Annotated in this window: 22 protein-coding genes and 1 pseudogene; 12 read left to right on the plus strand and 11 right to left on the minus strand. The window is 47.7% G+C overall.

The window, feature by feature from the left end; genetic code table 11:
* The first annotated feature begins 2 nt into the window (after window positions 1-2).
* Window positions 3-653, plus strand: coding sequence for a leucyl/phenylalanyl-tRNA--protein transferase (gene aat, locus DW896_RS05395; RefSeq protein ID WP_008663806.1), 651 nt, complete (start codon window positions 3-5; stop codon window positions 651-653).
* A 90-nt stretch (window positions 654-743) separates the two neighbouring features.
* On the opposite strand, the gene DW896_RS05400 is transcribed toward aat, so the two are convergent.
* The 3 genes and pseudogenes from DW896_RS05400 to DW896_RS21865 form a co-directional block, all read right to left on the minus strand.
* A complete protein-coding gene (locus DW896_RS05400) occupies window positions 744-1,601 on the minus strand; it encodes an MBL fold metallo-hydrolase (RefSeq protein WP_009036635.1) in 858 nt (285 codons plus the stop codon).
* Window positions 1,602-1,659: 58 nt separating this feature from the next.
* Complete coding sequence (locus DW896_RS05405) at window positions 1,660-3,000, minus strand: sensor histidine kinase KdpD (protein WP_119992962.1); 1,341 nt, start codon at window positions 2,998-3,000, stop codon at window positions 1,660-1,662.
* 63 nt (window positions 3,001-3,063) lie between these two features.
* Window positions 3,064-3,256, minus strand: a pseudogene (locus DW896_RS21865) (hypothetical protein); the annotation flags it as partial.
* Between the two features lie 451 nt (window positions 3,257-3,707).
* Here DW896_RS21865 and DW896_RS05420 point away from each other — a divergent pair.
* The 3 genes from DW896_RS05420 to DW896_RS05430 are packed head-to-tail and all read left to right on the plus strand — an operon-like array spanning window position 3,708 to window position 6,247.
* A complete protein-coding gene (locus DW896_RS05420; protein WP_165852961.1) occupies window positions 3,708-5,336 on the plus strand; it encodes an RluA family pseudouridine synthase in 1,629 nt (542 codons plus the stop codon).
* Between the two features lie 38 nt (window positions 5,337-5,374).
* Window positions 5,375-5,845, plus strand: a complete 471-nt coding sequence (locus DW896_RS05425; protein WP_057097627.1) for a GNAT family N-acetyltransferase — start codon at window positions 5,375-5,377, stop codon at window positions 5,843-5,845.
* A gap of 12 nt (window positions 5,846-5,857) precedes the next feature.
* Window positions 5,858-6,247, plus strand: coding sequence for a VOC family protein (locus DW896_RS05430; RefSeq protein ID WP_005826473.1), 390 nt, complete (start codon window positions 5,858-5,860; stop codon window positions 6,245-6,247).
* A gap of 4 nt (window positions 6,248-6,251) precedes the next feature.
* On the opposite strand, the gene nfo is transcribed toward DW896_RS05430, so the two are convergent.
* From nfo to DW896_RS05445, 3 genes are read right to left on the minus strand one after another with little or no spacing between them, the layout of a single operon-like run.
* Window positions 6,252-7,094 carry a deoxyribonuclease IV gene (nfo, locus tag DW896_RS05435; RefSeq protein ID WP_005835868.1) on the minus strand — a complete coding sequence of 281 codons (843 nt, stop codon included), beginning with the start codon at window positions 7,092-7,094 and terminating at the stop codon, window positions 6,252-6,254.
* Window positions 7,095-7,098: 4 nt separating this feature from the next.
* On the minus strand, window positions 7,099-7,416 hold the full coding sequence (locus DW896_RS05440; RefSeq protein ID WP_005826471.1) for an MGMT family protein: 318 nt from the start codon (window positions 7,414-7,416) through the stop codon (window positions 7,099-7,101).
* A gap of 58 nt (window positions 7,417-7,474) precedes the next feature.
* A complete protein-coding gene (locus DW896_RS05445) occupies window positions 7,475-7,957 on the minus strand; it encodes a PepSY-like domain-containing protein (RefSeq protein ID WP_035449484.1) in 483 nt (160 codons plus the stop codon).
* A 145-nt stretch (window positions 7,958-8,102) separates the two neighbouring features.
* Between DW896_RS05445 and DW896_RS05455 the strand changes: the two genes are divergently transcribed.
* From DW896_RS05455 to DW896_RS05465, 3 genes are read left to right on the plus strand one after another with little or no spacing between them, the layout of a single operon-like run.
* On the plus strand, window positions 8,103-8,561 hold the full coding sequence (locus DW896_RS05455; protein ID WP_005835863.1) for a GNAT family N-acetyltransferase: 459 nt from the start codon (window positions 8,103-8,105) through the stop codon (window positions 8,559-8,561).
* Between the two features lie 36 nt (window positions 8,562-8,597).
* Window positions 8,598-8,876, plus strand: coding sequence for a zinc ribbon domain-containing protein (locus DW896_RS05460; RefSeq protein WP_005835861.1), 279 nt, complete (start codon window positions 8,598-8,600; stop codon window positions 8,874-8,876).
* A 2-nt stretch (window positions 8,877-8,878) separates the two neighbouring features.
* Complete coding sequence (locus DW896_RS05465; RefSeq protein WP_008663812.1) at window positions 8,879-9,235, plus strand: nitrous oxide-stimulated promoter family protein; 357 nt, start codon at window positions 8,879-8,881, stop codon at window positions 9,233-9,235.
* Here DW896_RS05465 and DW896_RS05470 read toward each other — a convergent pair.
* Genes DW896_RS05470 through DW896_RS05480 form a run of 3 tightly spaced genes read right to left on the minus strand, consistent with a single transcriptional unit; the run spans window position 9,181 to window position 10,623 of the window.
* Window positions 9,181-9,387 (minus strand): hypothetical protein, encoded by a 207-nt coding sequence (locus DW896_RS05470; RefSeq protein WP_005835857.1) that lies wholly within the window; start codon window positions 9,385-9,387, stop codon window positions 9,181-9,183. The genes DW896_RS05465 and DW896_RS05470 overlap by 55 nt on opposite strands.
* 2 nt (window positions 9,388-9,389) lie before the next feature.
* Window positions 9,390-9,854 (minus strand): MaoC family dehydratase, encoded by a 465-nt coding sequence (locus DW896_RS05475; protein WP_005826461.1) that lies wholly within the window; start codon window positions 9,852-9,854, stop codon window positions 9,390-9,392.
* Window positions 9,855-9,876: 22 nt separating this feature from the next.
* Window positions 9,877-10,623 carry an SGNH/GDSL hydrolase family protein gene (locus tag DW896_RS05480; RefSeq protein ID WP_098032588.1) on the minus strand — a complete coding sequence of 249 codons (747 nt, stop codon included), beginning with the start codon at window positions 10,621-10,623 and terminating at the stop codon, window positions 9,877-9,879.
* Between the two features lie 212 nt (window positions 10,624-10,835).
* Here DW896_RS05480 and DW896_RS05490 point away from each other — a divergent pair, with 212 nt between their 5' ends.
* The 5 genes from DW896_RS05490 to DW896_RS05510 are packed head-to-tail and all read left to right on the plus strand — an operon-like array spanning window position 10,836 to window position 15,596.
* Window positions 10,836-12,707 carry a PAS domain-containing protein gene (locus DW896_RS05490; RefSeq protein ID WP_119992964.1) on the plus strand — a complete coding sequence of 624 codons (1,872 nt, stop codon included), beginning with the start codon at window positions 10,836-10,838 and terminating at the stop codon, window positions 12,705-12,707.
* A gap of 23 nt (window positions 12,708-12,730) precedes the next feature.
* Window positions 12,731-13,141: a secondary thiamine-phosphate synthase enzyme YjbQ gene (locus DW896_RS05495; protein WP_005826454.1), complete on the plus strand. Its 411-nt coding sequence runs from the start codon at window positions 12,731-12,733 to the stop codon at window positions 13,139-13,141.
* A 12-nt stretch (window positions 13,142-13,153) separates the two neighbouring features.
* Entirely contained in the window at window positions 13,154-13,879 is a 726-nt protein-coding gene (locus tag DW896_RS05500) for an SDR family oxidoreductase (protein ID WP_005826453.1), read from the plus strand.
* 42 nt (window positions 13,880-13,921) lie between these two features.
* Window positions 13,922-14,902, plus strand: coding sequence for a lytic transglycosylase domain-containing protein (locus tag DW896_RS05505; RefSeq protein WP_005826452.1), 981 nt, complete (start codon window positions 13,922-13,924; stop codon window positions 14,900-14,902).
* A 25-nt stretch (window positions 14,903-14,927) separates the two neighbouring features.
* Window positions 14,928-15,596, plus strand: coding sequence for an MgtC/SapB family protein (locus DW896_RS05510; protein WP_009036622.1), 669 nt, complete (start codon window positions 14,928-14,930; stop codon window positions 15,594-15,596).
* Between the two features lie 6 nt (window positions 15,597-15,602).
* Here the strand turns inward: DW896_RS05510 and DW896_RS05515 are convergent, their stop codons facing one another.
* Window positions 15,603-16,376 carry a TIGR03915 family putative DNA repair protein gene (locus DW896_RS05515; protein WP_009036621.1) on the minus strand — a complete coding sequence of 258 codons (774 nt, stop codon included), beginning with the start codon at window positions 16,374-16,376 and terminating at the stop codon, window positions 15,603-15,605.
* Window positions 16,373-17,638 (minus strand): putative DNA modification/repair radical SAM protein, encoded by a 1,266-nt coding sequence (locus DW896_RS05520; protein ID WP_008663816.1) that lies wholly within the window; start codon window positions 17,636-17,638, stop codon window positions 16,373-16,375. Before DW896_RS05520 ends, DW896_RS05515 begins: the two co-directional genes overlap by 4 nt.
* Between the last annotated feature and the right edge of the window lie 89 nt (window positions 17,639-17,727).

Below are 17,727 nucleotides of genomic sequence, written 5' to 3' on the forward strand. Positions count from 1 at the left end.
ATATGGTCTTTCAACTGACGGATAAACTTGCTTTCCCCGACCCTCACTACGGCGACCCCGACGGGTTGCTCGCTGTGGGCGGTGACCTATCCATTGACCGCCTCATCCTGGCGTACTCCAACGGCATCTTCCCCTGGTACGCATTTCGGGAAGAACTGATACAATGGTGGTGCCCGATGGACCGTTTCGTCATCTTTCCGGACGAAATCCATATCTCCCACTCCATGCGTACGCTCATCAACAAAGGAAAGTACGAAATCACCTTCAACGAAGCTTTCCAAGACATCATACAAACCTGCGGAGAATTGCGGATGGAACAAGAAGGAGCCTGGCTCGGAACGAAGATGATGGAAGCCTATACGCACCTGCACGAACAAGGATTCGCCGCCAGCGTGGAAGTATGGGAAGAAGAGCAATTGGTAGGTGGGCTGTACGGAGTGACCCTGGGACGTTGTTTCTTTGGAGAGAGCATGTTCTCACTTGTTCCCAGCGCCTCGAAGCTGGCCCTCATCCATCTGGCCCAATTCTTCAGGGAACATGGAGGCGTCATGATAGATTGCCAGTTCGAAACCCCTCACCTCAAAACAATGGGAGGCAGGCACATCAGTTACGACGAATATATGACATACATCGAACAAGACTGCCGCTTCTAAAAGTAAAAAGGAATAACGAGGGGCTCAGAACTATCCGCGCCTAAATATAGCATAATGAAAGTACTCATATACTTTTGACACTCTCCCATTCTATTTGAAGGCCGGAGCAGGAAGATGCATACCTGCCATCGTCAATTGGTTGTCCTTGGCATATTGGAGGAAATACTTGCGTGCTTTCACGGCAGCTTCCTTATCCATATCATAGGAAGCGCAGTATTCCGGATGCTCCAACTGAAGGGCCGCACCATGGATGAGGTCACCAATCACCAGTAACTTGCCACTCTGGAAAACCGTATGACCGGGAGTATGACCGACTGCCTCCATGGCAACCACATTACCCGGCAAGGTATCGCCAAACTCAAACAGATGCAGCCGTTCCTTATAGGCATCCATCGTCTTTACGACCTGCGCCTTCCTTTCGGCAGGCATTGCCATCCAGGCATCATATTCCACTTTTGATGCGTACACTTCGGCATTCGGGAAGACTACACTGTCTCCCTTCATCATTCCACCGATATGGTCGCCATGGAAATGGGTAAGATACAGATATCCAATATCTGCCGGAGAGATACCCAAAGATTGTAATCCGGGCAACAGACGACTGCCGGGAGCTCCCATTCCCGTATCAAAAAGGATACGGATACCATTCGTATCTACCAGGAAGGTGCTCATGGAAGAAGGAATACCGCCTTGAAGCGACAAACTTTCCATCAATTCATCGCTTGCATCCGGGAAAATCGTTCTCGGCATCAAATGCTCACCAGCATTATCCTGAATCCAAGTGACCTGCACTCCCTCCAGTTGCAAGGTCTTTACGCCACTGCATGTTACACCGACACTATCCATACTTACATCTTCATTTGTTTGTTTCTTTGTCCTGCTGCCGCAACCCGCCATCAGCAATGCTGCTGACACAACAACCAGGCACGTCCATGTCTTGTTTTTCATCGGTACAGAGTTTTTTATCCATAAATATTGAAGTTCGCACAAATATAGGCAAATAAAATCATTCGGCACACGGATGTCTGAACCAAAAACGGCTGCCGACTCCCAATTCCGACTCAGCACCGATAGTCCCGCCAAGATGCTCAATGATACTTTTACAGATGGACAAGCCTAAACCCGTGCCCTTCGCAAAGGTATTAAGCTTTACAAAGCGGTCGAACACAGTAGCCACGGCATCCGGAGCAATACCCATACCGGTGTCCGTCACAGAAAACTCTATCTGACCGGTACCTTCCACCGGATGATATTCCAAAAGGATCTGCCCTTCACTGGTGAACTTCAAAGCGTTGTTTATAAAATTGGTGACCACCTGCATCAGACGTTTCTTGTCGGTATAGATACGGTAATCGGGCAAGTCGGGAGCCAACAGAACCGGTACAGCCTTGTCTTCCTTTATATCATAGTTGCGCATCACGTCCTTACAGAAGTCACTGACATCCACATACCCCATATTATAATCAAGTGTTCCCGCTTCTATCTTTGCCAAATCCAGAATGTCGGATATCAGTTGCAAGAGCAGTTCCGTATTCTCCTGCATGATGGCAAGGTATTCCTGGCGTTCTTCCCTATCGTCCAGTTCGGCAATGATGCTTGCAAAACCGACAATGGAATTGAGCGGAGTACGGATTTCATGACTCATATTGGCCAGGAAAGCAGACTTCAAGCGGTCCAGATGTTCTGCCTTATCCTTGGCGACCCGCAATTCCTCCTCTATCTTTTTCTGATGGTCGATATCCACACTGGTAATGACATGCGCCATCTGCCCGTCCACCCAAGCAAAGGCTGCACTGAACACGCGAAACCAACACTTGTCAAATGGCCGTTGATAATCCCACGAATAGACTTTGGTGGGGTGTCCGTTTTCATCTATCAAATGCCTCTTTGGGCAGAACTCACACTCCCCCGTCTTGTCCGAGTAGAGGGCCTCCCAGCATTTTTTCCCCCAGAAATGCTCGATACCGCCATATGGTTCCACCATAGACCTATTGGCATACAACATATCGTGGGAATCGAAAGAGTTGACGTAAATATCAACGCCCATATTATTCATGATACTGCCTAATGTATTGCTGGCCCTCACTTCCCTTTCCTTATATTCCCTGACCGCAATTTCCTTAGAGAACGAGCCCAGCAAGAGATGAATGATTTGCAACTCCTCTTCCGTGAGATAGGTCTCTTCCTCCCTGCCTGCAAAACCTATGAATCCGATGATTTTACCCTCAGTATCTTCAAAATGCCTGATTAACAAAGAATCCTCACCGTAGAAATCAAGAATGTCAATATCGTCCCATGAAGCATCCGCATTTCTGTTTCCATAGAAAGGTTTATCCCGAGCTTTCATAGCATCGACATGCTCCTTTTTTCAACTCTCCCATATCGAAACGGGGTTTCATAGTCCCACCTTCATTTCCAATCGTTTCTTTCAATAAGAAATAACGGAATCCGTCAGTCTGATAGATAAACCCTTTCGTAAAGTCATAGTAGTTGCAGAAATCGGTCAACGATTCAATAACTTTCCTTTCATTGGGTTCATTGCTATTCAACCGTTCTAAAAAATGAAGCAAGAATATGTTTAATTTCTCTTTGTTTTTGCCCATATAATCTTTTGAAAAACTTTAAGGCGCTAATATACAACTTTTTAAAGAGAAATAAGTTTCTTTTATATATCCAGGAAGTTTAAAAAACAACCATTCCCCAATAAAACAAAAAAGGCAATAACTTAATTTATTTTACAAGTATCACTAAGGCAAAAGCTCTTCATCCGTATTCATACGACAGCATAACATCTAAAGTATACAAAAAGAAGTCTATGGAAGAAGAAAATATCCGAGACAGATTAATAGTCATTTTTTAAGGATAACAGAGTTGCCAATTTATCAAAAACAAAGTTAATTCACACATATATACATATTTGTATAAACGGAGAATAAGTAAAACTTTCCCAAAGATGTTTTTTTCTTCATAAGCGCTACAACCTATATACAACGAAATAAAGATTTGCAGTACAAACGGTCTGTTATGAGAGAAATATAGTATCTTTGCAACATGATGTTGCACCGTTTTACTACTTCCATAACCGACATTCCGCTTCCGGAAAGGTTCACCTATCCTTTCTGCTATACTCCGCACCCATTATGTATATTGGCAGCCAAAGAAGTACAAAGCTATCTTACCCGACAAACTGCATGGAAGGACGAACTGCGCCAAGGCAAAATGTTCGGGGTACTGATTGTACAAACCGAGCATGGAGAAACCGGATATTTAGCTGCATTCTCAGGCATATTGGCCGGAAAGAACCTACATCCCTTTTTTGTTCCTCCCGTATATGACTTGCTACAGCCACAAGGCTTTTTCAAGATAGAAGAAGAGAACATCTCTTCCATCAACCGCAACATCCGGCAACTGGAAAATGACAAAGCATATGCCGCCTTATCAGCAGAGCTTGCCCGGACCATTCAGTCAGCAGAAAACATACTGGCAACAGCCAAAGCACAGTTGAAAGAAGCCAAAACAGCCAGAGAACAGCGCAGAAAAGAAAAAGAACTCAATGCGCAGGAAGAAGCCGAACTGATACGGGAAAGCCAGTTCCAAAAGGCAGAATATAAACGCCTGGAACGTTCATGGAAAGCAAGGATTACCACACTGCAAACGCAGACAGAAGACTGGGAAAGACGGATTTCAGCATTGAAGTCTGAACGTAAAACCCGCTCTGCAGCATTGCAGCAAAAGCTATTCGAACAGTTCGGGATGCTGAATTACCGGGGAGAAGTCAAGAATCTCTGTGAGATATTCGGGCAGACCGTGCACAAGACACCTCCTGCCGGCGCAGGTGAATGTGCGGCCCCCAAACTGCTGCAACAAGCTTATCTGCACGGATGGAAACCTATTGCCATGGCCGAGTTCTGGTGGGGTGATTCCCCCAAGACAGAGATACGCCATCACGGCCACTATTATCCGGCTTGCAAAGGAAAGTGCGAACCTATACTGCAACACATGCTGCAAGGTCTACAAGTAGAGGAAAACCCCATGTTGAAAAGAATGCAGGTACCCTCCCAAAATTTGGAGATTGTTTATGAGGACCCATGGCTTTCGGTCATCAACAAACCGGCAGGAATGCTGTCTGTTCCCGGCAAGGAAGATGCAGTCTCCGTCTATAGCCTGATGCGTGAGCAATATCCCGAAGCTGACGGTCCCCTGACGGTGCATCGTCTCGACATGGCCACTTCCGGTTTAATGCTCATTGCCAAGACCAAGCGTGTACACCAGAACCTGCAGGCCCAGTTCAAGAACCGCCTGGTCAGGAAACGTTATGTCGCATTGCTCGAGGGTATTGTCCCAAAGGACAAAGGTACGGTCGACCTCCCGCTTTGCCTGAATCCACTTGACCGCCCACGGCAAATGGTACACACCGAACACGGAAAGCCCGCCATCACCGATTATCAAGTTCTGGAACGTCTGGACGGGAAACGGACCCGTATCGCTTTCTATCCGCGCACGGGAAGAACCCATCAGCTACGTATACATGCAGCACACCCGCTTGGCTTGCACTGCCCCATCATCGGTGATGAACTTTACGGGGAGAAAGCAGACCGGCTTTATCTGCATGCCGAATACTTAGAATTTACCCACCCTATAACGGGAGAAACCGTAAGGATTACCAAAGAAGCTGAATTCTGACTGCCTACTGATTAATAACCAGCAAAGTAATGCAATAAATGATGATACTCCGACCTACCCCACAAGATTATGACGAACTGTTGACCGTCTGGGAAGCCTCTGTCCGCAGCACACACCACTTCCTGGCAGAAAAGGATATACAGTTTTACAAACCACTGATAAGAGAGCAGTACTTTCTTGCCGTAGAGCTTTACATCATCCGCAACGAAAAAGAAGAAATTGCCGCCTTTATGGGACTGAGCGATGAACTCATCGAGATGTTGTTTGTCCGTCCCGACCAACAAGGTAAGGGATACGGAAAACGGCTCATGGAGTACGCCGTCCACCAAAAACACATCCACAAAGTGGATGTAAACGAGCAGAACGGACAAGCTTGCCGATTTTACCAACATATGGGATTCCAAGTGGCCGGCCGGGACGAAACCGACCCGATGGGAAAGCCTTTCCCTATTCTGCACCTGCAATTACCAACCCCACCACAGATTACTCAGATTGAACACAGATTATAATTTAGCAAACTTATGAAGATACATCACATCGCCATCTGGACCTTCCAACTGGAAGAGATGAAAGAGTTCTACACACGTTACTTCAACGGGAGCAGCAATGAAAAGTACATCAACCCCAAAAAAGGATTCGAATCTTATTTCCTTCACTTCGATGAAGGAACGGATTTGGAACTGATGAGCCGTACGGACATACAGAATACCCCTATTGAGGAAAACAGACTGGGACTGACCCACTTTGCCTTTGCCTTCGACAGCCAGGAAGCTGTCCTCCGACAGACAGAACGGCTACGTACAGCGGGATATACCATCGCAGGAGAGCCCCGTACCTCCGGCGACGGATATTTTGAAAGTGTCGTCCTCGACCCGGACGGTAACCGTATAGAATGTGTATTCAGGGCATAGTCTCTCAATCAGAGGAGACAAAGCTTCTCAACAGTTTTATCTCCTCTGCCCAAAGCGATTCATCGGGCGTCTCCAAAATAATAGGTATACCGTCAAAACGCACATCTTGCATAAAGCGCCGGAAGAAATCCATACCTATCAGCCCCTTGCCGATGCTGTCGTGACGGTCTACTCTGGAGCCGAGTGCTTTCTTGGAGTCATTCAGGTGTATACCACGCAGATAGCCGAAACCTACCGCTGTGTCAAACTCCTCAAACACCTTGTCATACTCATTCACTATATCATAGCCTGCTGTATACGTGTGGCAGGTATCAAGGCAAACTCCAACGCGAGACTTGTCATCCACCCGGTCAATGATATGTCCCAGCTGCCAGAACTCATTTCCCACATTGCTACCCTGCCCGGCTGTGTTCTCTATGACAGCCACCACATCGTGCGTCTTGCCCAATATAAGATTAATGGATTCAGCGACCTTGTCCAGACACTCTTCCACGGAAATCTTATTCAGATGGCTGCCCGGATGAAAATTCAGTAACTTCAGCCCTAATTGTTCGCAGCGCTGCATCTCATCCAGAAAAGCGGCACGGCTTTTCTGTAACCCTTCTTCTTCGGGATGCCCTAAATTTATCAGATAACTGTCGTGAGGCAGGATATAGCGGGAATCGAAGCCAAGCTTCCCACAATTTTCCTTAAACACCCTGATACTCTCCTCCGTCAGCGGCCTTGCCACCCACTGACGCTGGTTCTTGGTAAACAAGGCAAAAGCATTTGCCCCTATCTCACTGGCATTGACGGGAGCCGCTTCCACTCCCCCACTGGCCGATACATGTGCACCTATAAATTTCATAATCTTATTGTATTTGCTCTTTCATGAATTCCCACTGGCATTTTTTCATGTCCACACACCCATTCTTTCTGAACGTCACGCCCTCTGCCTCCAGCAAAGCCCGCTGTTCCGCCCAGCACGGTGCCAGCCTGCCCTGGCTGTTCACTACCCGATGGCAGGGCAAACACATGCCGTCGGGCACATCGTGCATAGCATGTCCCACCATGCGCGAACATTGAGGTCTTCCGACAAGATAGGCTATCTGTCCGTACGTCACCACCCGCCCCGGAGGGATTGCGGCCACTACATTATAAACCTCCTGCTGAAAAGTGTCTTTGTCCATAAAAGTCTGGTTTGGGAAGGCAAAGATATGATAAATTCAGCAGGTATGCGAACAGACGTTACAAGAAAGTGGCTGCGCCGAGCGGATTGTATGTATAGGTGACATTACGGGCACGGATGATTTCGCCCGTCGGGGTAAACAATATCTGATATTTCGTCTGGAGATTTGCCATCCCTACCTCTACCGCCACGATGGACTGCCATTTGGGAAACTGTACCCAAGTGACATTCTGCACCATCCCTCCGGAATATTCACTGGCGGCAAAAGCATTGTAAACGGCAGGGGGCACTTCGTCCATTGTCTCCCAGTCCGTCTGTTGCATTACCCATTGCGCCTGCCCGTCAAACCAGACTTTCGTATCAAAACCGTTCATCAGGAAATCTGCCACATAATAAGATTCATCATGTGACCAGGCAACATCATCTACCGTAGGATACATTTTCTTCAGTGCAGCCTGTACATCAGCAGGTGCCCAATCGGCAGAAGCCGAGACTGATACCATCAGCATCAAAACCAGAAAAGAGAATTTCAACTTACTCATAACTTCATCAGATTATCATGTTATGAGAAGAACGGCGTATGGCAGATTTTGTTCACCGGCAACTCTCAACCATTCAACAGTTAAAAAGAGATATCCATTGTAATTCAATAGAAAATGACTAACTTCACACCAGAAATTCAGAAATATGATAAGAATACATCCCATATCCGGCAACAAAAAGCAATATCTTGACCTGCTGCTGCTTGCCGACGAACAAGAGTCCATGATTGACCGTTATCTGGAACGGGGAGAGATGTTCATCCTATCCGATAATGATACAGTCAAAGCGTCTTGTGTAATCACCTGCGAGGATAAAGGAATCTACGAAATAAAGAGCATAGCTGTCTATCCGGAATACCAGCGCCAGGGATATGGAAGACAACTGATAGCATTCGTTCTTGAACATTATAAAGACCGGTGCCATACTATGCTTGTCGGCACTGGAGACAGTCCGCTAACCATCCCCTTCTATGAAAGCTGCGGATTTGCATACTCACACCGGGTACCCGATTTCTTTATCGATAATTACGACCACCCCATATTTGAAGGAGGCAAGCAACTGAAAGACATGATTTATCTGAAAAGGACGCTTCAACCAAAATAATATTCTATATTTGCATATCACTTAACTCCACACATTATGGAAGCTAAACTTTGCCAAAGCTGCGGAATGCCCTTGTCATCTGCAGAAGTACTCGGAACCAATGCCGACGGTAGCCTCAACGAGGAATATTGCACCTATTGCTACCAGCACGGCAATTTTGCACAAGACTGCACTATGGACGAAATGATAGAACATTGTGCACAGTTCACCGACGAATTCAACAAGGATTCCGGAATGAATTTCACTAAAGAGGAAGCCATTGCCGGTATGAAAGAATTCTTCCCGACCTTGAAACGCTGGCAGTCCAAACAATAAACATGCCATCCCGTATCGAGCAGGAAAAACAGACAGTAGAACGGATGGTCCGCCTCTACTGCCGGAAAAAGGAAGGTAACAAGCAATTGTGTCCCCGATGCGAGGAATTGCTGGGATATGCCCGCATTCGTCTTTCACGCTGTCCTTTCGGTGAGAATAAATCCACCTGCAGGCAATGCAGCATTCACTGCTACAAGCCCGAAATGAAAGAACGGATGCGTGAAGTCATGCGGTATGCCGGACCACGGATGCTGTTGTACCATCCCGTGGCGGCACTCCGCCATTTGTGGCAGGAGTATGTCCATCAGTATTTCACCAAACGTTTCGGAGTCCCGCGCCAGGAACAGCACAAACAATAAACCGTATCCTGGTCGTATCCCTCCAACGAGGAGGTGCCGTCCTTAGGTACAATCTCACCTTTGTCAGAGATGTAGACCGGCAGGCGCTCACCTTGTCCGTTCATCACAAAAAATGCCCCCACCTTGCATTGGGGGCATACCATCTTACGCATAATCAATTGAAATAATACAAAAATATAGCCACCCCTTCCAGTGCCTTCTTCTTTTCACCTTGTATTTCGATGGCAAACTTTATTTCCGCCTTTGCCACACCGCGCAGATTCGACAGAGATTGCAAATGGGCAACCAGTCGGATGCTCTGTCCGGACAATACCGCCTGACCGAACTTCATCTTGTCCATACCATAATTAATCATCATCTTCAGGTTGTTCACTTCAATAATCTGGTTCCACAGATATGGCAACATGGACAAGGTGAGATACCCATGTGCAATAGTGCTCTTAAAAGGACTTTCCACTTTGGCGCGTTCCGTATCGACGTGTATCCACTGATGGTCCAATGTCGCATCAGCAAACAGATTGATACGCTCCTGAGGGAGCTCTACATATTCCGAAACACCGATTTGCTGGCCTACCAGCTTTTCAAAATCCTCGTACGAGTTGATAATCACTTTTTCCATTACTCTCTATTTTATTGATAAATTATAAATTCACGCGCTTTATCCACATATCCGCCATTCGTTTATGCCCTGCAGGAGTAGGATGGATACCGTCCCAAATCCAATAGGTGTCCTGAGAAGCCGGAGCAGTGCCGAGAATTTCATCGAACATCGCATTATAAGGAAGAAATACCGTCTGATAGTCCTTCGCTATCCTCTCTACGATGGCGGCACAGCGACGCACCAGACTATCACGTTCTGCAAAGTCCTCACTCTTACGCATATTGCCGACATTGACAACAAAAGGAGTGCCCAGCACTATCTTCAATTCCGGATTGGCCTGCAAAGAACGGTCAAGCAAGGAACGGTAACATTTCTCCCATCCTTCAAAATCAAAAGGCTCTTTTTTGTCACCCTGCAGATAGTAATGTACATCGTTTGTCCCCACCAAGACGGAAAGCACATCCGGTTTCATTCCAATGACATCCTCTTCCCAGCGTTTCTCCAAATCCCGGAGAGTGTTTCCACTGATGCCACGGTTAAAAAAAGCATATTCCTTTTCCGGGAAATCTCCTTGATAATGACTTGCACACAAATACATATAGCCGCTACCGTAAATATGGTTCATATCCCAAAGGCTTCGTTCCGCAGTCGGTTTGGGCATCCCGCAGGCATTTCCCCAGTTACCGTCCGTGATAGAATCTCCGATAAACAAGACACGCGGGCCGCTTGCATGGAGTAAGAGTGATATGCAGAAAAAAACTATTACAAAGAGTCCAATACGCTTCATGGCATTTTCTTGTTAGAATGTAAAAATTGCAACAAATATACGTCTTATTCCGGCAAGTACAAAAACTCGGGTACCTTTTTCCCATTTCCCAAAAACACATATAACCCTTATTTTTATTTCCGTTCATCACAGATTAATTTGGAAATAATGTATCTTTGTCAATATCTTAATTGTTGTGACAGAACAAAAACATCACTATCAAAGATTCCGGTATGAATTCTAAATTTGATTATGACTTACTGTCAGCAATGATGACCAATGCCAATATGGGATGGTGGGAAGCTGATTTAAAGACCGAAAGCTACATTTGCTCCGAATATATCTCCCGGTTGCTGGGACTGGATGAGGATGGAACCATCAGCTTTAAAGATTTCAACAAACGTATCCTGAAAGAGGAACAACGGCATACTACCACACATTCCTTCGACAATATCCGGCAGACACAAGAGACTGTATATCTGCTCAACACAGTAGAGGGTCCAACGTGGATAAGAAGCAAGATATGCCTGCAGAGAACCGATGAAAACGGTAATGTCAAAGTCTACGGCATTGCCGAAACACAAGACGGTCCCGACATGTCATCGGCATCCCAAGCCTTACAAGAGCGTAACCGTCTCCTCCATAATATTTATAAATATCTTCCGGTAGGAATTGAGCTCTATAACCGAGAGGGAATATTGATAGATATGAATGACAAAGAGCAGGAAATGTTCCATCTCAAACAGAAAGAAGATCTACTTGGAATTAATATTTTCGAGAATCCGATTTTCCCGGAAGAGATGAAAAGCAAGTTAAGAAAACATGAAAATGCAGACTTCACTTTCCGGTATGACTTCTCTAAAATAGGCAATTACTACAAGACACAGAAGAAGACGGGCACCATAGACCTTGTAACCAAAGTCACAAGCCTTTACGACGATAATCACAACCTAACCAACTATCTGCTAATCAACGCAGACAAAACGGAAACGACCGTCGCTTACAACAAAATACAAGAGTTCGAGAGCCACTTTGAGCTTATAGGTGACTATGCCAAAGTGGGATATGCCAATTATGACCTTCTTAATGAGCAAGGCTATGCCCAACGCAGCTGGTACAAGAACTTGGGTGAGAAAACAGAAACACCGTTGTCCGAAATCATCGGAACCTACAATCATCTTCACCCTGACGACCGTACTATCATGCTTGACTTCCTACAGAACGTAAAGAGAGGACTGGCACACAAGCTCAGCCGGGAAGTACGTGTTCTTAAAGAAGACGGTTCTTTCATGTGGACCCACGTCAACATCATTGTAGAACGCTACATGCCTGAACAGAACATCATAGAGATTATCTGCATCAATTACGACATCACCCAATTAAAGCAGACGGAGGCAATGCTGATACAAGCCAAGGAAAAGGCCGAAGAGGCAGACCGGCTGAAATCCGCTTTCCTTGCCAATATGAGCCATGAAATCCGCACGCCGCTAAATGCGATTATCGGTTTCTCCAGCCTGCTGCACTATGTGGAAAACGAGCAGGAAAGGGAACAGTACATCTCTTTGATAAACCACAACAACCAACTGTTGCTCAAACTAATCAACGACGTTCTGGACCTTTCCAAAATAGAGGCCGGACACATAGAGCTCCATTCCGAATGGTTCAATCCGGCAGAACTCATCAAGGAAAGTATTACCGAGTACGAACGGAACGTTCCGGCAGGAGTGAAACTCTTTGCCAGGTATCCGGTAACCCCCGGCCAGATAGAGCACGACCCGATGCGCATCAAACAGATACTGAACAACTTCATATCGAATGCACTGAAAAACACCGTGCAGGGACATATCGAAGTGTACTACGAAACGGACACAGACGGAATAAGAATCAGTGTTTCCGATACTGGATGCGGTATTCCCCCCGACAAACCGGGAATGATATTCAAACGGTTCGAAAAGGTGGACTCTTTTGCCCAAGGTGCCGGATTAGGACTCTCCATCTGCAAATCCATCGTTGAGAAAATGAATGGAGTGATTACCGTAGATTCGACAATGGGAGTGGGAAGCACATTCACCGTGGAACTGCCCTGCCGGACAAGACCATCCTGACAACAAACGAAAAACAATGATTTATGACCGCACAGAAAGAATTTACCCTAACCCCTCGCCGGCGTGGCTTTCACCTGGTGACAGAGGAGATTATACGCAACCTTCCACCGCTTCCGTCTGCCGGAATCCTGCATCTGTTCATCAAGCATACAAGCGCAGGCCTCACCATCAACGAGAATGCAGACCCTGACGTACAGACAGATATGGAAGCCATCTTCAACCGCCTCGTAAAAGAACGGGAACCTTATTACCAACATACATGCGAAGGCGATGACGATATGCCCGCCCATGCCAAGGCAACCCTCAGCGGAACCAGCCTCACCATCCCCATCACCAATGGGCGTCTGAACATAGGTATCTGGCAAGGCATCTATCTCTGCGAGTTCCGCAACCGGGGCGGAGGAAGAAGAATTGTAGCAACCGTCATCGGATAATCCCCTATCATCATGCAGAAAGCCATCATCATCGGTGCCACTTCAGGCATCGGACAAGAAGTAGCCAGGATACTTGTACAACAAGGCTGGCATATAGGTATTGCCGGCAGAAGAGAGGAAGCATTGCATGCCCTGCAAGCCACCGCACCCGACCGGATAGTCACGGAACAGCTGGACGTTACGGAAGAGACAGCGACTCTACACCTCCATAACCTGATAAAAAAGCTGGGAGGCATAGACCTGTTTTTCCTCAGTTCCGGCGTGGGACATCAAAACCGGGACTTACAACCGGACATCGAACTGAACACGGCACGTACCAATGTAGAGGGATTTACCCGCATGGTGACTGCCGCCTTCAACTATTTCAAGGAAAAAGGCTCCGGACATATTGCTGTCATCAGTTCCATTGCAGGCACTAAAGGACTGGGCGTTGCACCGGCCTACTCTGCCACCAAACGCTTCCAGAATACCTATATCGAAGCGCTGGCACAACTTGCCCGGATGCAGCATCTTGATATACACTTCACCGACATCCGTCCGGGATTTGTTGCCACCGATTTATTGAAAAGCGGGAAATACCCGATGCTGATGAAAGCAGACCGTGTAGCACAGCACATAATCAAGGCTTTAAGAGAAAAGAGACGGGTAGTTGTCATTGACGGACGCTACCGGGTACTGGTATTTTTTTGGCGTATGATTCCACGATGGCTATGGGAAAGGTTGCCTATAACGAATTGATTTCGTATCTTCACGTCTCCAAACAGAAATATACATACAGACATGAAGAAAAATTCAAAATATATCGTGCTTACCGCTGCCATTGCACTGTGCGCAGGTTCCAGCCTCCCCTTCCTCGCAGGCAGCAGTACGCTGAATCCCGAACGCGATTCCGTGAAATCCGAAGTTCCCTACTGCGTGACCTCCCCCAGCGTACCGGACAAGATCACTTTTGCCGGACAAGCTATTGACCTGCTTCGCTACGACCACCGCGAACGTATGGACCGCGAACTGATGTCCTTCACCTACATGCACTCCACCACCATGCTCATGGTGAAGCGTGCCAACCGCTACTTCCCCGTCATAGAGCCTATACTAAAAGCCAACGGCCTTCCCGATGACTTCAAGTACCTCGCTGTGATAGAAAGCAACCTGAACCCGCTTGCCAAATCGCCTGCGGGTGCCGCCGGCCTATGGCAGTTCATGCCTGCCACCGGACGCGAATTCGGACTGGAGGTGAACAGCAACATCGACGAACGATACCATATCGAGAAAGAGACCAAAGCAGCCTGCAAGTACCTGAAAGATGCTTATCAGAAATACGGGAACTGGCTGTGCGTAGCCGCCGCCTACAATGCCGGGCAAGGACGCATCTCCACACAGCTGCAGAAGCAAATGGTGGACCAGGCTGTCGACTTATGGCTGGTAGAAGAGACTTCGCGCTACATGTTCCGCCTGCTGGCAGCCAAAGCAGTCATCAGCAATCCACAGCAGTACGGCTTTCTGTTGAAACGGGAACATCTTTATCCGCCCATCCCCTACACGGAAGTGACCGTCACAACGGGCATCGGCAACCTGGCACAGTTTGCCAAAGATAAAGGCATCACCTATGCCCAACTGAAAGATGCCAATCCGTGGCTGCGGGATACCTCGCTGATGAATAAAAGCGGACGTACATACATACTAAAAATACCGACACAAGCCGGAATGCATTACAACCCCAAGAAAACAGTGCCCCACAATAAGAATTGGGTCATCAATTAATAAAAAAGAAAGAGAGGATACGATGATGATGTTAAACTTTGATTTTGTGCTCAGGTTGCTGGTAGCCGGAATATTGGGTGCCATTATCGGACTGGACCGGGAATACCGTGCCAAAGAAGCAGGCTACCGCACCCATTTCCTGGTATCATTGGGAAGCGCGCTCATCATGATTGTATCCCAATATGGTTTTCAGGAAATCATCAAGGAAAGCAGTGTGACGCTGGACCCCAGCCGTGTTGCCGCACAAGTAGTCAGCGGTATCGGATTCATCGGTGCGGGTACCATCATTTTCCAGAAACAGATAGTCAGGGGACTGACAACAGCCGCAGGAATATGGGCTACTGCAGGCATCGGATTGGCAGTAGGTGCAGGAATGTACACCATCAGCATTGCCGCCACCCTGCTGACTCTGGCAGGGCTCGAACTGTTGAGCCTTATTTTCAAAAGCATTGGCATGAAAAGTTCCGTGATAACCTTTTCCACTTCCAGCAAAGAGATACTGCCGCAAGTGTCCCGGCGATTCAACTCCAAAGACTATCTGGTGGTGTCCTACAACCTGGACCGGCAAGTGCAGGGAGAGTACACCAACTATCAAGTGACCATGGTCATCAAATCCAAGAAAAGCTATGATGAGGGATATTTGCTGCAACTGATGCAGGAATTTCCCGAAGTGACAGTGGAGAAAATCGAATAAAGGGAATCACTGCTGTTTTTCCGTCAGATATTTCCAATAGCGCACGGGCATGTCCTGCTTGTGCTTCCGGGGATTGAGGCGTTCCTTGATGCAGATTGCCTTGAAATAGGTTTTCCAGAGAGACTGGAAAAGCTGTTCGTCTCCGTCCATCAGACTTTCGTCGAGCATGCCGGTGACAAGATGTCCTTCGCGACTGTCCTCACCAAAAGTCACCTGGCGCACCTCCTTCAAGTCGTAATAGTACCCATAGGCTCGCCTGATGTCATAAATCAACCAACGCTGGTCGGCAAAACGGTCCTTGAAATGCCCCGTCACCAAAGGAAGGGCATTCTTTTCGGGCTCGATGGCAGCAAAGAAAGTACCGTCCGCAGCCTTCTGGAAGCGGACAAACTGAAGCAGGCGTATACGCTCCCAATCCACCCGCTTCCACATACGGGAGAACTCTAGCACATCAGGGTCGGCAAAGTTCGTTTCAATGGAGCGAGGAGCATCTATCGCCTTGCGGATATAGCGGAACAGCAGCATGGGAGTTTCCGGTTCCTCTGCCAGCCAGCATTGGGCGAGGCAGGCAAGTGCCGCAGACGACAGCTTCTTCTGCAATCCGCGCCAGACGCGACCGGACTTCTCCTCATCGGTTATCACTGTAAATATTTCATCGTAGAACAATGGTAGAGGCTCTCCCTCCAACAACAGTGCATCGGGGAAAATGCGGCGGGAATAGGCTTCAAAAACAGAAGTCAGCAATCCCTCAAAAGTCTTATCGTATAAAAAGATATTCATTCGCCAAAATCAAGCATCAACTGCCTCTCATCCACTTTTTTCTTGTTCGGTTTGGGCAACAGCAGACTGCGTACCCCTTGCGGAGTCAGCTCATTGACCGTGCGCATCGGCAACTCGCAGCAGGTAATGAAATACTGCGCCTTCTTCATCACCACCCCTATCTTCTTCAACTGGTAGAAACCTATCTTGGAGAAACGTCGGGAAGCCACTATCAGCCGTGCCGACTTCACGCCGATGCCCGGCACGCGGAGCAACATCTCATAATCCACCTTGTTCACATCGATTGGAAACTGCTCGGGATGGCGCAAAGCCCAGGACAGCTTGGGGTCAACCTCCAAATCAAGGTCTGGGTAGGCATCATCCACTATTTCCTCCACCTTGAACTGATAGAAGCGCATCAGCCAGTCGGCTTGGTAAAGGCGGTTTTCGCGCACCAAAGGGGGCTGTTTCAATGCCGGCAGGCGCTTATCGTAGGTATTGACGGAAATATAGCCCGAATAGTAGACACGCCGCATCGTAGGTCCCTTATAGAGGGCCGACGAAAGATACAGAATATCCTTGTCCGTCTCGGCGGTAGCGCCTACTATCATCTGTGTGCTTTGTCCTGCAGGAGCGAAACGAGGAGCGTGGCGGTGTTTCTTGCGTTCTTCCGAACTTTCAAGGACTCCCTGCTGGATGTAGCGCATAGGCGCATATACACTCTTATGGTCTTTCTCCGGGGCAAGCAGTTTCAGGTTCTCCTCCTTCGGTATCTCGACATTGACGCTGAGACGGTCGGCATAAAGTCCTGCCTCATTCACCAGTTCGCGGCTGGCACCGGGAATGCTCTTCAGATGGATATATCCGTTGAAACGATGGATAGTGCGGAGGTCCTTGGCAACGCGCACCAGGCGTTCCATCGTGTAATCGGGATTACGCACCACCCCACTGCTCAGGAAAAGCCCTTCGATATAGTTGCGGCGATAGAACTCCATGGTGAGGTCTACAAGCTCGGCCACCGACAGCGTGGCACGCGGCAGGTCGTTGCTGCGGCGGTTGATGCAGTAGGCGCAGTCGTAGATGCAATAATTGGTAAGCATCACTTTGAGCAGGGAGATACAACGGCCGTCCTCGGCAAAACTATGGCAGATGCCCCAGCCACCCACAGTGTTCCCCAGCATGCCTGCCTTGCCGGAGCGCACCGTACCACTGGAGGAGCAAGAGACGTCATACTTTGCCGACTCTGCCAGTATCTTCAGTTTATTGAGAACGTTTTCATCCATAATACCTGCGTCAAAAGTAGCAATAATACTTTTCAAAAACAAAAAAGACCGCCAGTAGTGGCAGTCTTTCGCAGCATCAAATATGCTTT

It is taken from the genome of Bacteroides sp. AM41-16, assembly GCF_003603495.1.
In the GTDB taxonomy this organism is placed as follows: domain Bacteria; phylum Bacteroidota; class Bacteroidia; order Bacteroidales; family Bacteroidaceae; genus Bacteroides; species Bacteroides uniformis.